Source organism: Achromobacter sp., assembly GCF_057314935.1.
In genome coordinates, this window is sequence record NZ_DBHKZA010000053.1 from 29,606 (window position 1) to 42,789 (window position 13,184).

The following is a 13,184-nucleotide window of genomic DNA, read 5'->3' on the forward strand; positions in this document are numbered from 1 at the left end:
CCGTAGCCGACGTGGCGTCGCCGCCGTCGGTGGACACGCCAGCGCCGAAGAAGCGCTTGAGCTCCAGCGTGCCGAACGGAGTGAGCATGTACTTCTGCGTTGTGGCCCGTGAAATGGTCGATTCGTGTAAACCGAGCTCGCCCGCGATGTCCTTCAGGATCAGCGGCCGCATGGCCGAAGGGCCCTGGCTGAAGAAGGCGGTCTGGCGCTCGACGATGGCCTGGGCCACCCGCAGGATGGTGTCGAAACGCTGCTCGACGTTGCGGATCATCCATTTGGCCTGCTGCAACTGGGACTGCAGGCCCGCATGGGCGGACTCTTTCTGGTTGCCCAGCATCTGCGCGTACAGCCCGTTAATCTGCAGCCGGGGCACGGCGGCGCTGTTGAGCGTGACCTGCCACCCGCGCCGGGTCTTGCGCACGATGACGTCCGGCACCGCGTAATCGGCCGCCGGCACCGTCCAGGCGCGCCCCGGGCGCGGCTCCAGGCGCAGGATGAGGGAATGGGCCGCGCGGAACGTCGCGTCGTCGCAGCCCAGCGCCGCACAGAGGCGGGCGGCGTTGCCGGTGGCCAGCAAGGGCAGATGCTGCACGCAGATCTGCCGTGCGCAGGCCAGGACGGCGGGGTCGGCCGCTTCCGGCAGGCGCGTCAGGTCGGGGTTGCGCAATTGCAACAGCAGGCATTCGGCCATGTCGCGCCCGCCGATGCCCGGGGGGTCGAACGATTGCAGCAAGGACAGCGCCGCGCGCAACTCGTCGATGTCGGGTTCGGTGTCGGCGGGCAGCCAGCCCAGGATCTCCTCCAGCGGCGATCCCAGGTAGCCGTTTTCGTCCAGCTCGTCGATCAGCAGCGCCGCCAGCACGACGTCGCGGGGCGCCGCACGGGTCAGCATCAGCTGCCCCAGCAGGTGTTCGCGCAAGGTATCCGGCCGCGCCGTCTCCGGCGGGCCGGAATCTTCATCCGAATAGACCCCGCCCGAACCGGGCATTTCATCCACCGGCGTCTCGCGTTCCGCTGCGGGCTCGTCATCCTGCACGGAAGATTCGCGTTCAGATTCGGCTTGCGCCTCGGCCGCGGGCGTGTCGTCTTCGCGCTCCAGCAGGGGATTGTCCGCGAGCACTTGCGAGATCTCGGCCTCAAGGTCGAGCGTAGACAACTGCAACAATCGTATCGATTGTTGTAGCTGTGGGGTCAGCGTCAGATGCTGGCCAGGTCGCAGTTCTAAAATTGGGCGGGTCATAGGTACAATATTTTGCATGATGAATCTGACTTCGCCCGCAAGCGTTCGCCAGGACAGCCGACTTATCGGCCAAACCCTGCTCAAATTGGCGCTTCCCCGACTCGTTGTGCGCGCGATAGTCATCGCCGTCGCCGTGATCCTTTGGTATCTGGTCGCCTCCTGGATACTCGATTTCGGCAGACGCATGAACTACGACTTCCTGCACTCCCTGGGCCAGCCCACCATGGACATGGTGCAGAAGGTGAACCCGTATATCTGGTGGGTCGTGGCCGGCATCTGGTCGCTGATCGTCTTCTTCTCGGTCAAAGCCTGGTTCTCCGCCAGCCTGGCCTCGGGCGCGGCCACGCCGGTCGGCACCGATGTGCTGGCCGACCTGGCGCCGAACCTGTCGGAAGAATCGCTGGGCGTGCTGCGCTGGACCTGGGGCGACCGCCAAGAGCCCTTCACCGTCGGCGATTTGCGCCGCGCACTGTCTGAAATCCGCCACAACCGCATCGGCAAGATCGCGATGGTGGCCGAACAGGCGCAGATTCTGGAAGGCACCGTTACCCGCCCAGGCCGCGATCCGCGTGACGACGGCCGCCGTGATGACGGCCGCCGCGAACCCGCCCGCGCCGAAGTGCGCGGCGAAACCCGCGGCGACCGCTACGTCGAACCGCGCATCGGCCCGGCGCGCTAAGCGCCAGGCCCCTCTCTCCTGATCCCAGGCCGCCGACAGGCGGCCTGTTTGTTTCAGTCCCCTGCCAGCAGGCCCGTCCTATACTGGCCGCTCCAGGCTCGCGCAACCGCGGGCCGCGCACACAAGTAAAACTCTACCGGCCGCCGAGACCTGCCGGATGCGCAGCCAGCCTCCTGGAGTTACACCCATGTTCCGCACCTCCGTCCGGTTTGCCGCCGGCTTGCTCGCGGCCTGTTCGGCCGCGTTCGCCGCCACCCCGGCACTGGCCGACTGGCCTGACAAACCCATCACCTTCGTCGCCCCCTTCAGCGCGGGCGGCGCCAATGACCTGGTCGCCCGGATCATCGCGAAAGCCGTCGGCACCACCCTGAACCAGACCGTCATCGTCGAAAACCGCCCCGGCGCGGGCGGCGTCGTGGGCGCGGCTCACGTGGCGCGCAGCCCGGCGGACGGCTACACCTATCTGGTCGGCAGCAACGGCACCGTCACCAACAGCCTGATCCGCTCGGACCAGCCTTACAAGGACGACGCGCTGACCCCGGTGGCGCTGCTTTCCATCACGCCGTCCGTCATCGTGGCCAACCCGTCCAATCCCGCCAAGGACTTGAAGGACTTCGTTGAACGCGCCAAGCAAGCCAAGACCGACCGCATCACGTTCTCTACGGCCGGCAACGGCAGCACGCCGCACTTCGTGGCGGAAATGGTGAAGGAAGCGACGGGCCTGCCGATCGAGCCGATCGCCTATAAAAGCGGCTCGGAAGGCGTGACCGCCGTGATCGGCAACCAGGTCGACGCCACCTCCGAAGCCAGTATCGTGACCCTGCCGCTGATCCAGAGCGGCAAGCTGAAGGCTCTGGCCACCACCTGGGACAAGCGCATGGCCAGCGCGCCGGACATCCCCACGACCGCGGAAGCGGGCTTTCCCGCCATCCGCATCGGCCACTGGGCGGGCCTGTTCGCGCCCACGGGTACGCCTGCCGACGTGCTGGACAAGATGAATGCGGCCGTCGAGCAATCCCTGCAGTCGAAGGACGTGCAGGACGCCTTGCGCCAGAGCAGCATCGAACCCGGCGGCGGCTCGCGCGCCAGCTTCGTCGAATTCGCGGCAAGCGAACGCGAACGGCTCGGTAAAGTCGTCAAAAACGGCCACATGCAAACGCAGTAGGCACGGGGCGGAAAACACGGCGGGGCGTTCCGCCCCCCGTTTTTTCGGACGCATTTCGTTTGCGCTCCGGCAGAAAGTATGTTTGACTAGCAACCTATGGCCGCACACCGCACCTCCCTCGCGATTGCCACCGGACGCTCCGCCGCTCCGGTTGCCGGCCTGCGCGCTCGCTCCTCCTCGTTTGCCGCGCTATCGCTATACCTACCGATCGGTTGCCGGGCCTAGTGTCCCCGTGGTAGCTCGGCAGCCACGCTTGCCACACGCGATTTCCCCCTTTTATTTGTGAATCCTGCCGGTCAATCACGGCAACCCCTGGCACAAGACCGTCATCCGGTCACAAATGCCGCCGAGAGTAGTGCTCCCGGGATTCAAAAGAAACCGATCGAGGTGTAGTCATGATGCTTGCCAACCCCGCTACCAAATACGTCCCCTTCGCCCCCTTTGCCCGCGACTTCTCCGAACGCACCTGGCCGAGCCGCCGCATCACCAAGGCGCCGATCTGGATGAGCACGGACTTGCGCGACGGCAACCAGGCCCTGATCGAGCCGATGAGCGTCGAGCGCAAGCTCCGCTTTTTCGAGCAACTGGTGAAGATCGGCTTCAAGGAAATCGAAGTGGGCTTCCCGTCCGCCTCGCAGACCGACTTCGATTTCGTCCGCAAGCTCATTGACGAAAAGCGCATCCCTGACGACGTGACCATCATCGTGCTGACCCAGTCGCGCGAAGACCTGATCAGCCGCACGGTGGAAGCCGCAGCCGGCGCCAAGCAAGCCATCGTCCACATGTACAACGCATGTGCGCCGGCCTTCCGCAAGGTCGTGTTCAACATGTCCAAGGAAGAGATCAAGGGCATCGCCACGACCGGCACGCGCCTGATCAAGCAATACACCGCGCAGCGCCCCGAGACCAAGTGGAGCTACGAGTATTCGCCCGAAGTGTTCAGCACGACCGAACCCGAATTCGCGCTTGAAGTCTCGGATGCCGTGGCCGACGTCTGGCAGCCCACGCCCGACCACAAGATGGTGCTGAACCTGCCCGCCACGATCGAGGCCACCAGCCCCAACCTGTACGCCGACCAGATCGAATGGATGCACAAGAACCTGGCGCGCCGCGACAGCATCGTGCTTAGCGTGCACCCGCACAACGACCGCGGCACCGCGGTTGCCGCCGCCGAATTCGCCGTCATGGCCGGCGCCGACCGCATCGAAGGCTGCCTGTTCGGCAGCGGCGAGCGCACCGGCAACGTCGACCTGGTCACGCTTGCCTTGAACCTCTACACGCAAGGCGTGCATCCGGGCCTGGACTTCTCCGACATCGACGAAGTGCGCCGCTGCGCCGAATACTGCAACCAGTTGCCGGTACACCCGCGCCATCCGTATGCCGGCGACCTGGTCTTCACCGCGTTCTCGGGTTCGCACCAGGACGCCATCAAGAAGGGCTTCGCGCTGCAACAGGCCGACGCCGTCTGGGAAGTGCCGTACCTTCCGATCGACCCCGCCGACCTCGGCCGCAGCTACGACGCCGTGATCCGCGTGAACAGCCAGTCGGGCAAGGGCGGCGTGTCGTACCTGCTTGAACAGGAACACGGCCTGGTCTTGCCGCGCCGCCTGCAGATCGAATTCAGCCGCGCCATCCAGCGCGTGACGGACGAGACCGGCCGCGAAGTCACCGCCGACGACGTCCACACGATCTTCAACCGCGAATACCTTGAGCAGAAGGCCCCGTGGAAGCTGATCCGCCACCGCATCGACGGCAATCCGTCGGCCGGCGAAGGCCAGCACTTCAGCATCGAAGCCGAACTCGAATACAACGGCGAACGCCGCATCGTGACGGGCAAGGGCGATGGCGCCATCTCGGCCTTCGTGGCCGCGCTGGACGTGCCGGTGCGCATCATGGACTACCACGAGCATGCCATCGGCACCGGCACCGACACGCGCGCCGCGTCCTACGTGGAACTGCGCGTCGGCGAATCCAGCACGGGCTTCGGCGTGGGCATCGACCGCGACATCGTGACGGCTTCGTTCCAGGCCGTGCTGAGCGCCGTCAACCGCCACATCAACTCGGGCGCCGTGACGGCGACCGAACAGGAAGCCGCCGAGGCCGCGTGATCCGCATTCCGGCATAACCAGAAGCGCCCGCCGCAAGCCCGGAACATGGGCTTGCGCGCCCCGGAAGACACACCTCTCTTCTGAGCGGCCCGGCCAAAAACAAAGCCCGCCTTACCTGGCGGGCTTTCTGCTTTCATTGGCGCACTGCTCGTGGCGCGCGGCGGGTCGCGAACGTTCAGCCGCGGGGCCACATGTCGGAGGCGCCGATGTCAGGCGCATTGGCGGCCAGCAGGCGCTCGTGGATCCACGCGGCCACCGCCAGCGTGCGGTGATCGTCGTAGCGTTGTCCGACCACCTGCAGCCCCACGGGCAAGCCTTGGGGTCCCGTCGCGAACGGCAGGTTCAGGCAAGGCAGGCCAAACAAGGTCCAGGCGCGCGAGAACTGGGGGTCGCCCGTGCCCAGGTCGGCAAAGGGCGCTTCGCCCGCCGCGCTGGGCGCCAGCACCACATCGAAGTCCTGGAACCAGCTGTTCACGCGTGCGCGCGATTCCTCGGCGCGGGCAAGGTTCTTGATGTGTTCCTCGGCCGTGATCTGCGAGCCGGCTTCCAGCACCGCCTGGATCTTGGGGCTGAGCTGGCTGGCGTGCTGCAGGCGCTCGAAAGCGAGCGACTGCGAAGCTTCAAACGCCATGATGTCCGCGTGCAGCTGCACCAGCATGCAGTCCTGCGAAGGCAGGGGCACCTCTTGCACCACGGCGCCGGCGCGCGACAGCGTGGCTGCGGCCTGCGCGAACGCTTCCTTGGTTTCCGGTTGCGCATGGCGCCACTGCAGCGTGCGGCACATGCCGACGCGCGGCTTGCCTTCGTAGGCGAGATCCAGCATGCGGGGATCGCGCATCATGACCGACGCGAACAGCGCCACGTCCGGCACCGAACGCGCAAAGCCGCCGACGGTGTCCAGGGACTCGGCCAGGCTTTTCACGCCGGCGCGCGGCACGGCGCCGAACGTCGGCTTGAAGCCGACGATGCCGCAGTACGACGCGGGACGGATGATGGAACCTGCCGTCTGCGAACCCAGCGCGAAGGGCACCATGTCGTCGGCCACGGCCGCAGCGGATCCGCTGGACGAGCCGCCCGGCGTATAGGCGTCGTTGCGGGGGTTGCGGGTGGGGCCGGCCTGGTAGGTGGCGAATTCGGTGGTGACGGTCTTGCCGATTACGACGGCGCCCGCGCCGCGGCACAGCGCGACGGAAGCCGCGTCCAGGCCGGGACGGTGGCGTTCGTAGATGGGGGAGCCGTAGCGCGTGGGCAGGTCGACGGTGTCGAACAGGTCTTTGACGCCGATGGGCAGGCCGTGCAACAAGCCGCGCAGCGCACCGCTGTCCAGGTCGGCCGCATGGTCCAGCGCCGCCTGCTTCTGCAGCGCCGTCCAGGCATGGATGGTGTTTTCGCGTTGCTCGATGCGGGCGAAGCAGGCCCGCACCAGTTGCACCGCGGTTAATTCGCGCCGTTGCAGCTTGCGCGCGGCTTCAAGCGCGCCAAGTCTGTTTAAGGCAGTAGACATGATCCTTTCCTCTTTACCGGTGTCGCGCATTACGCGCGGCAGCTGAACTCCGCACCCGGTCCCCTTGACCGAGGGTCTGTCCTTGCCGGCCCGTGGCCTATTCGCCACGGCATTCCAGCGGACCGATCCCAGCCATTGTGCGCGTCGCGTCAATTGGGAAAAACACCGAAAACACCGTGTTTTCCCGGGTAAACCGACAACGCCGCGCCATGGCTTTCTGTTGTTGCGTCACCACCAGCATAGCGCAAACCCGTGCAATACAAAGGTCATATTTGTCTTGTAAGATGAAATCGTTTTCAGTAAACCGACAGCAATAAACATATGGCTACGCGCCCGTCGCCCCGCTTTTCAATCATTGAAGTGGCCCGCAAGGCCGGGGTGTCTCCGGCGACGGTTTCGCGCGCGTTCAACCAGCCGGACATCGTTCATCCCGACACGCTGGCGCACATCCGCAACGTGGCCAAGCGCGCCGGTTTCCGGCCGAACCGCGTGGGCCGCAGCCTGCGCTCGGGCAGCACCCGCACCATCGGGCTGATCCTGCCGACGCTGTCGAACCCCGTGTTCGCCGAGTGCTTCGAAGGCGCGGAACGCCGCGCGCGCGAGTCCGGCTACAGCGTCATGCTGACCGCCACCGGCTACGACCCCGCCGTGGAATCCGCGGCGGTGCAGGGGCTGATGGACCATCAGGTCGACGGGCTGATCCTGACCGTGGCGGATGTGAACAAAAGCGCCACGCTGGACGACCTGGACAGCGCCGGCATGCCGTACGTGCTGGTCTACAACGAATCGAATACGCATCCCTTCGCCTCGGTGGACAACCGCGCCGCCGCCAGCGACATGGTCGCGCACCTGGCCGCGCTGGGCCACCGCCGCATCGCGCTGGTGACGGGGCCGCTGACGGCTTCGGACCGCGCGCGCCGCCGTCTGGCCGGCGCGCGCGCCTGCGCCAAGAGACTGGGGTTGGATGCAGTGCAGCATATCGCCATGAGCTCGCACACCGGCAGCGACGCCGACGCGCTGAAGGCCGCCCTGCGCGGCAAGCAGGCGCCCACCGCGCTGTTCTGCTCGAACGACCTGCTGGCCACGGCCGTCATCGCCGACCTGGTGGCGCTTGGCCTGTCCGTGCCCGCCGACATCTCGGTATGCGGCTTTGACGGCATGCGCTTCGGCGCCTTGCTGACGCCGCCGCTGACCACCGTGGCCCAGCCCAGCGACGGCATCGGCCAGACGGCCTGCTCGAACCTGCTGGCGCAGATCCACGGCCAGCCGCCGCAGTCGAACCGGCTGCCGCATTGCATCGTGGTCGGCGGCACGGCGGCGTCCGTGCGCCGCTGATTCCCTTTTATTTCGACTCCTGACCCCGACACCTGATCCGCATCATGCTCATCGCACAAATCACCGACCTGCACATGCGCACCCCGGGCGACAAGGCCTACGGCATCATCGACCCGGCGGCCTTCCTGGGCCCGGCCGTGCGCGCGCTGAACGCGCTGGATCCGCGCCCCGATTGCGTGCTGATCACGGGCGACCTGACCGACTTGGGCCGCCCGCACGAATACCAGGTGCTGCGCGACCACCTGCAAGCGCTGGAGATCCCGTATTTCCTCTTGCCCGGCAACCATGACGACCGCACGCAATTGCGCGCCGCCTTTCCCGATCATGCGTATCTGCAAGGCGACAGCCCGTTCATCCAGTACGCCATCGAGACCTATCCGCTGCGCATGCTGGCGCTGGACACGGTCGTGCCGATGAAGAGCCACGGCGAACTGTGCCAGGACCGCCTGGATTGGCTGGCCGCGCGCCTGGCCGAACAGCCCGACCGCCCGACGCTGGTGCTGATGCACCATCCGCCCTTCCTGACCGGCATCGAACACATGGACGCCATCGGGCTGCTGGCCGGCGCGCCCGAGCTGGAACGCATCGTGTCGCGGTTTCCGAACGTGGAACGCGTGCTGTGCGGTCATTTGCACCGCACCATCTTCCAGCGCTTCGGCGGCACGGTCGCGTCCACCTGTCCCGGCACCGCGCACCAGCTGGCGCTGGAACTGGGGCCGCGCCCGACCCTGCAATACATCATGGAGCCGCCGGGCTACCAGCTGCATTGGTGGCAAGGCAAGAACCTGGTCACGCACCACGCCGTCATCGGGGACTACCCCGGCCCGTATCCGTTTGCCTGAATCGTTTTCCTGACCCGAAGGCCGGGGCCTGACCGCCCCGGACATTGCCACGAATCCGTCATGTTTGCGCTGCACAATGAAAAGGTTTTCATAACAGGCAACAATGCGGATCTAACTATTAGATCGTCGAGACAGCATGTCATCCATCGTTCTGGATAACCTCACCAAACAGTACGGCGGCGCCGCCGCGATCCACGGCGTGAGCTTCACCGTGCCGGCAGGCAGCTTCACGGTGCTGCTGGGCCCGTCGGGCTGCGGCAAGTCGACCACGCTGCGCATGATCGCCGGGCTGGACACCCCGACCTCGGGCACGATCCGCATCGGCGACCGCGATGTGACCGACCTGCCGCCCGCCAAGCGCCGCATCTCGATGGTGTTCCAGTCGTATGCGCTGTTTCCGCACCTGTCGGTGCGCGAGAACATCCTGTTCGGGCTGCGGGTGCGCAAGGAGCCGGCGCGCGACTTCGACCGCCGCCTGCAACGCGTGGCCGGCCTGCTGGGCCTGGGCCATCTGCTGGACCGCAAGCCTTCGCAGTTGTCGGGCGGGCAGCAACAGCGCGTGGCGCTGGGACGCGCCGTGATTTCCGAAGCGCCCGTGTGCCTGATGGACGAGCCGCTGTCCAACCTGGATGCGCAGCTGCGCCACGAAATGCGCCGCGAGATCCGCGCGCTGCAGCAGGACCTGGGCATCACGATGGTGTACGTGACGCACGACCAGACCGAGGCCATGAGCATGGCCGATCAGGTGGTGCTGTTGCGCGGCGGCCAGATCGAGCAGCACGACACGCCCGACGCCCTCTACGCACGCCCGGCCACGGAATTTGCGGCGCGCTTCATCGGCACGCCGCCCATGAATCTGATCGGCGTGACGACGCTGCACGGCGCGACGGTCATCGCCGGCACGCAGGGTCCCGCGCTCGCGGGCGCCCCGGCCGGCGCCGTCAAGCTGGGCATACGCCCTGAACACATCCGCATCGACGACAGCGGCATTGCCGCCACCGTGGAAAGCGTCGAGTACTTCGGCGCGGACTCCATCGTGGTGTGCCGGGTCGGCGACACCAGCGGCGTAGCCGTGCGGGTGGGCGGACATTTACGCGCCCGCGCGGGCGAGGCCTTGCGCCTGTCGTGGCAAGACGGACAACAACATTTCTTTGCCGCCGACTCGGCGGTCATCAACACCGCCGAGCGCTAAAAACCGCTCACTTCCACGGATAAGGAAACGCACCATGCGACGCATCGTACTGAAGACCCTGGCCGCCAGCCTTGCCGCCGCCTGCCTGTCCCTGCCTGCGCAGGCGCAGAACAAGCCCGTCGAGGTCGAGTTCTATTACCCGGTCGCCGTCGGCGGCCCCATCACCAAGATCGTCGACGACATGGTGGCGGATTTCCAGAAGGAAAATCCCGACATCAAGATCAAGCCGATCTATGCGGGCTCGTACCAGGATTCCATCGCCAAGGCGCTGACCGCGCTCAAGGGCGGCACGCCGCCGCAGCTGGCCGTGCTGCTGTCCACCGACATGTTCACGCTGATCGACGAAGACGCCATCGTCCCGATCGATTCGCTGGCGAAGACCGACGCCGACAAGAAGTGGCTGGGCGGCTTCTACGACGCCTTCATGCAGAACAGCCGCACGGGCGGCCACACCTGGGGCGTGCCGTTCCAGCGTTCGACCATCGTCATGTACTACAACAAGGATCTGTTCAAGGCCGCCGGCCTGGATCCCGAGCGCGCGCCGGCCACCTGGGCCGAACTGGTCGACTACGGCAAGAAGCTGACCAAGCAGGACGCCTCCGGCAACACGACGCAGTGGGGCATCGAGATCCCGTCGGGCGGCGCGTTCGCGTACTGGCTGTTTCAGGCCCTGACCACGCCCAACGGCGCGATCCTGATGAACGAGGCCGGCAACGAGGTCTACCTGGACAAGCCGGCAGTGGTCGAAGCCGCCCAGTTCTGGCGCGACCTGTCGGCCAAGCACAAGATCATGCCGACCGGAACGATCGACTGGGGCACCACGCCCAAGGACTTCCTGGAAAAGAAGGCGGCGATGGTGTGGACCACCACCGGCAACCTGACCAACATCCGCAAGAATGCCGACTTCCCGTTCGGCGTGGCCATGATGCCGCAGCAAAAGCGCGGCGGCAGCCCAACGGGCGGCGGCAACTTCTACATCTTCAAGAGCGGCACGCCGGCCCAGCAGCAAGCCGCACTGAAGTTCGCGCAATGGGTCACGACGCCGGAACGCGCGGCCGACTGGAGCATCGCCACGGGCTATGTCGCGGTCACGCCGGCCGCCTGGCAAACCGAGAAGATGAAGAAGTACGCGCAGGAAGTGCCGGCCGCGGCGGTTGCGCGCGACCAGCTGGAAGTCAGCGTGGCGGAATTCTCCACGCATGAGAACCAGCGCGTCACCAAGACCCTGAATGACGCGCTGCAAGCGGCGTTGACCGGTTCGAAGACGCCGCAGCAGGCCCTGACCGACGCGCAACGCGAGGCCGACCGCATCCTGCGTTCCTACAAGTAAACCGACAAGCACGATGAGCCGCTCTTTAAATGCGCTTTATGGCTGGCTGCTGTTGCTGCCAGCCATCGTGCTGCTCGCCGCGTTCACGCATTACCCGGCGCTGGCGACGCTTTGGCACAGCTTCTTCTCCACGCCCAAGGGCGCGCGTCCGGCGCGTTTCGTGGGCCTGGAGAACTATGCCGTCATGCGCGACGATCCGGTGTTCTGGCAATCGCTGTGGAACAACCTGTGGTTCGCGCTGGGCACGATCCCCACGTCAATCGGCATCGCGCTGGTCATGGCGCTGTGGGTGAACCGCAACCTGGCGGGCCGCGGCTTTTTGCGCATGGCCTACTTCACGCCGACGGTGCTGCCGATGGTGGCGGTGGCCAACATCTGGCTGTTCTTCTACACGCCGCAGTACGGTCTGATCGCGCAGGTGATGGGCTGGTTCGGCTCTCCCGGCCCCAACTGGCTGGGCAACCGCGACACGGCGCTGCCCGCGCTGATGCTGGTGACGGTGTGGAAGGAGGCGGGCTTTTTCATGATCTTCTACCTGGCCGCCTTGCAGACCGTGTCGCCGTCGCTGCGCGAAGCCGCCATGCTGGAAGGGGCGTCGCGCTGGCAGTATTTCCGCCGCATCCTGTGGCCGCTCTTGATGCCCACCACGCTGTTCGTGCTGATCAACGCCTTGATCAACGCGTTCCGGCTGGTGGACCACGTGGTCGTCATGACGCGCGGCGGGCCGGACAACGCCAGCACCTTGCTGCTGTATTACATCTACCAGGTGGGTTTCAGTTTCTGGGACACGGCTTACGCCGCCACGCTGACCGTCGTGTTGCTGGTGGTGCTGGCGCTGACCGCGCTGATCAAGTTCCGCTGGCTGGACCGCAGGACGCACTATCAATGAAAGACAAGCTCGATACCCTGGGCGCGTGGGCGCTGGGCCTTCTGTGGATCCTGCCGCTGGCTTACGCCATGTGGGCGGCGTTCCACCCGCCGGCCTACGCCACCCGCTTCGAACTGTTCGCCCCGCTGACGCTGGATAACTTCGCGCGGGCCTGGCAGGCCGCGCCGTTTCCGCGCTACTTCGTCAACACCTTCCTGTTGGTGACGATGGTGCTGGCCGCGCAGCTGGTGCTGTCGACGCTGGCCGGCTACGCGTTCGCGCGCTTCGAGTTCCGCGGCCGCGACTTCGTCTTCATGCTGGTGCTGCTGCAGTTGATGATCATGCCGGACGTGCTGCTGGTGGAGAACTACCGCTCGATGAGCCAGCTGGGCATTCGCGACACGGTGTTCGCGATCGGCCTGCCGTACTTCGCGTCGGCCTTCGGCATCTTCCTGCTGCGCCAGACCTTCAAGACGGTGCCGCGCGAACTGGAGGAAGCGGCGCGCATGGAAGGCGCCAACGCCATGCAGATCCTGTGGAAGGTCTACGTGCCGCTGGCCAAGCCGATCTATGTGGCCTACGGCCTGGTGTCCGTCAGCCACCACTGGAACAATTTCCTGTGGCCGCTGATCATCACCAATTCGGTGGAGTCCCGGCCATTGACGGTGGGCCTGCAGGTGTTCTCGTCGACCGACCAGGGCATCGACTGGTCCGTCATCACCGCCGCCACGTTGATGTCGGCCGCGCCGCTCTTGATCGCCTTCCTGCTGTTCCAGCGCCAGTTCGTGCAGTCGTTCATGCGGGCCGGGATCCGGTAGGGCGCCGATAGCGCACCGCGTTGGCGCATCGCTTCGCGCGCCCCCAATGGCGTGCGTGGCGCCATGGAAAAGGCCCCGCTACGGCGGGGCCTTTGCTTGCTGC

The 13,184-nt window shown here is 66.1% G+C and carries 11 protein-coding genes; 9 read left to right on the forward strand and 2 right to left on the reverse strand.

Going from position 1 to position 13,184, the window contains the following annotated elements:
- On the reverse strand, positions 1 to 1,240 hold a 1,240-nt coding region (gene rpoN, locus ACO6D5_RS19380), incomplete at its 3' end, for an RNA polymerase factor sigma-54 (protein ID WP_485826252.1).
- 16 nt (positions 1,241 to 1,256) lie between these two features.
- Between rpoN and ACO6D5_RS19385 the strand changes: the two genes are divergently transcribed.
- The 3 genes from ACO6D5_RS19385 (at position 1,257) to leuA (ending at position 5,192) form a co-directional block, all read left to right on the forward strand.
- A complete protein-coding gene (locus ACO6D5_RS19385) occupies positions 1,257 to 1,919 on the forward strand; it encodes a hypothetical protein (protein WP_485826253.1) in 663 nt (220 codons plus the stop codon).
- A gap of 187 nt (positions 1,920 to 2,106) precedes the next feature.
- Positions 2,107 to 3,084 carry a tripartite tricarboxylate transporter substrate binding protein gene (locus ACO6D5_RS19390; protein WP_485826254.1) on the forward strand — a complete coding sequence of 326 codons (978 nt, stop codon included), beginning with the start codon at positions 2,107 to 2,109 and terminating at the stop codon, positions 3,082 to 3,084.
- A 395-nt stretch (positions 3,085 to 3,479) separates the two neighbouring features.
- Positions 3,480 to 5,192, forward strand: a complete 1,713-nt coding sequence (leuA, locus tag ACO6D5_RS19395) for a 2-isopropylmalate synthase (RefSeq protein ID WP_485826255.1) — start codon at positions 3,480 to 3,482, stop codon at positions 5,190 to 5,192.
- A 175-nt stretch (positions 5,193 to 5,367) separates the two neighbouring features.
- On the opposite strand, the gene ACO6D5_RS19400 is transcribed toward leuA, so the two are convergent.
- Positions 5,368 to 6,696, reverse strand: coding sequence for an amidase (locus ACO6D5_RS19400; RefSeq protein ID WP_485826256.1), 1,329 nt, complete (start codon positions 6,694 to 6,696; stop codon positions 5,368 to 5,370).
- A 321-nt stretch (positions 6,697 to 7,017) separates the two neighbouring features.
- On the opposite strand from ACO6D5_RS19400, the gene ACO6D5_RS19405 reads away from it, so the two are divergent.
- The 6 genes from ACO6D5_RS19405 (at position 7,018) to ACO6D5_RS19430 (ending at position 13,081) form a co-directional block, all read left to right on the forward strand.
- Positions 7,018 to 8,031 (forward strand): substrate-binding domain-containing protein, encoded by a 1,014-nt coding sequence (locus ACO6D5_RS19405; RefSeq protein ID WP_006224485.1) that lies wholly within the window; start codon positions 7,018 to 7,020, stop codon positions 8,029 to 8,031.
- 44 nt (positions 8,032 to 8,075) lie between these two features.
- The gene (locus ACO6D5_RS19410) at positions 8,076 to 8,873 is read left to right on the forward strand and encodes a phosphodiesterase (RefSeq protein WP_485826257.1); all 798 of its coding nucleotides are present in this window, start codon (positions 8,076 to 8,078) and stop codon (positions 8,871 to 8,873) included.
- Positions 8,874 to 9,009: 136 nt separating this feature from the next.
- On the forward strand, positions 9,010 to 10,065 hold the full coding sequence (locus ACO6D5_RS19415; RefSeq protein ID WP_315844539.1) for an ATP-binding cassette domain-containing protein: 1,056 nt from the start codon (positions 9,010 to 9,012) through the stop codon (positions 10,063 to 10,065).
- Positions 10,066 to 10,099: 34 nt separating this feature from the next.
- The gene (locus ACO6D5_RS19420; protein WP_006224482.1) at positions 10,100 to 11,395 is read left to right on the forward strand and encodes an ABC transporter substrate-binding protein; all 1,296 of its coding nucleotides are present in this window, start codon (positions 10,100 to 10,102) and stop codon (positions 11,393 to 11,395) included.
- Positions 11,396 to 11,408: 13 nt separating this feature from the next.
- Positions 11,409 to 12,284 carry a carbohydrate ABC transporter permease gene (locus ACO6D5_RS19425; RefSeq protein ID WP_088589789.1) on the forward strand — a complete coding sequence of 292 codons (876 nt, stop codon included), beginning with the start codon at positions 11,409 to 11,411 and terminating at the stop codon, positions 12,282 to 12,284.
- On the forward strand, positions 12,281 to 13,081 hold the full coding sequence (locus ACO6D5_RS19430; RefSeq protein ID WP_088589790.1) for a carbohydrate ABC transporter permease: 801 nt from the start codon (positions 12,281 to 12,283) through the stop codon (positions 13,079 to 13,081). The genes ACO6D5_RS19425 and ACO6D5_RS19430 overlap by 4 nt, the downstream gene beginning before the upstream one ends.
- The last annotated feature ends 103 nt before the right edge of the window (positions 13,082 to 13,184 follow it).

Excerpts from the sequence above, each read along its gene's own strand:
- ACO6D5_RS19385 (WP_485826253.1), top strand. The coding sequence starts at position 1,257 with ATGATGAATCTGACTTCGCCCGCAAGCGTTCGCCAGGACAGCCGACTT.
- ACO6D5_RS19390 (WP_485826254.1), top strand. The coding sequence starts at position 2,107 with ATGTTCCGCACCTCCGTCCGGTTTGCCGCCGGCTTGCTCGCGGCCTGT.
- leuA (WP_485826255.1), top strand. The coding sequence starts at position 3,480 with ATGATGCTTGCCAACCCCGCTACCAAATACGTCCCCTTCGCCCCCTTT.
- ACO6D5_RS19400 (WP_485826256.1), bottom strand. The coding sequence starts at position 6,696 with ATGTCTACTGCCTTAAACAGACTTGGCGCGCTTGAAGCCGCGCGCAAG.
- ACO6D5_RS19405 (WP_006224485.1), top strand. The coding sequence starts at position 7,018 with ATGGCTACGCGCCCGTCGCCCCGCTTTTCAATCATTGAAGTGGCCCGC.
- ACO6D5_RS19410 (WP_485826257.1), top strand. The coding sequence starts at position 8,076 with ATGCTCATCGCACAAATCACCGACCTGCACATGCGCACCCCGGGCGAC.
- ACO6D5_RS19415 (WP_315844539.1), top strand. The coding sequence starts at position 9,010 with ATGTCATCCATCGTTCTGGATAACCTCACCAAACAGTACGGCGGCGCC.
- ACO6D5_RS19420 (WP_006224482.1), top strand. The coding sequence starts at position 10,100 with ATGCGACGCATCGTACTGAAGACCCTGGCCGCCAGCCTTGCCGCCGCC.
- ACO6D5_RS19425 (WP_088589789.1), top strand. The coding sequence starts at position 11,409 with ATGAGCCGCTCTTTAAATGCGCTTTATGGCTGGCTGCTGTTGCTGCCA.
- ACO6D5_RS19430 (WP_088589790.1), top strand. The coding sequence starts at position 12,281 with ATGAAAGACAAGCTCGATACCCTGGGCGCGTGGGCGCTGGGCCTTCTG.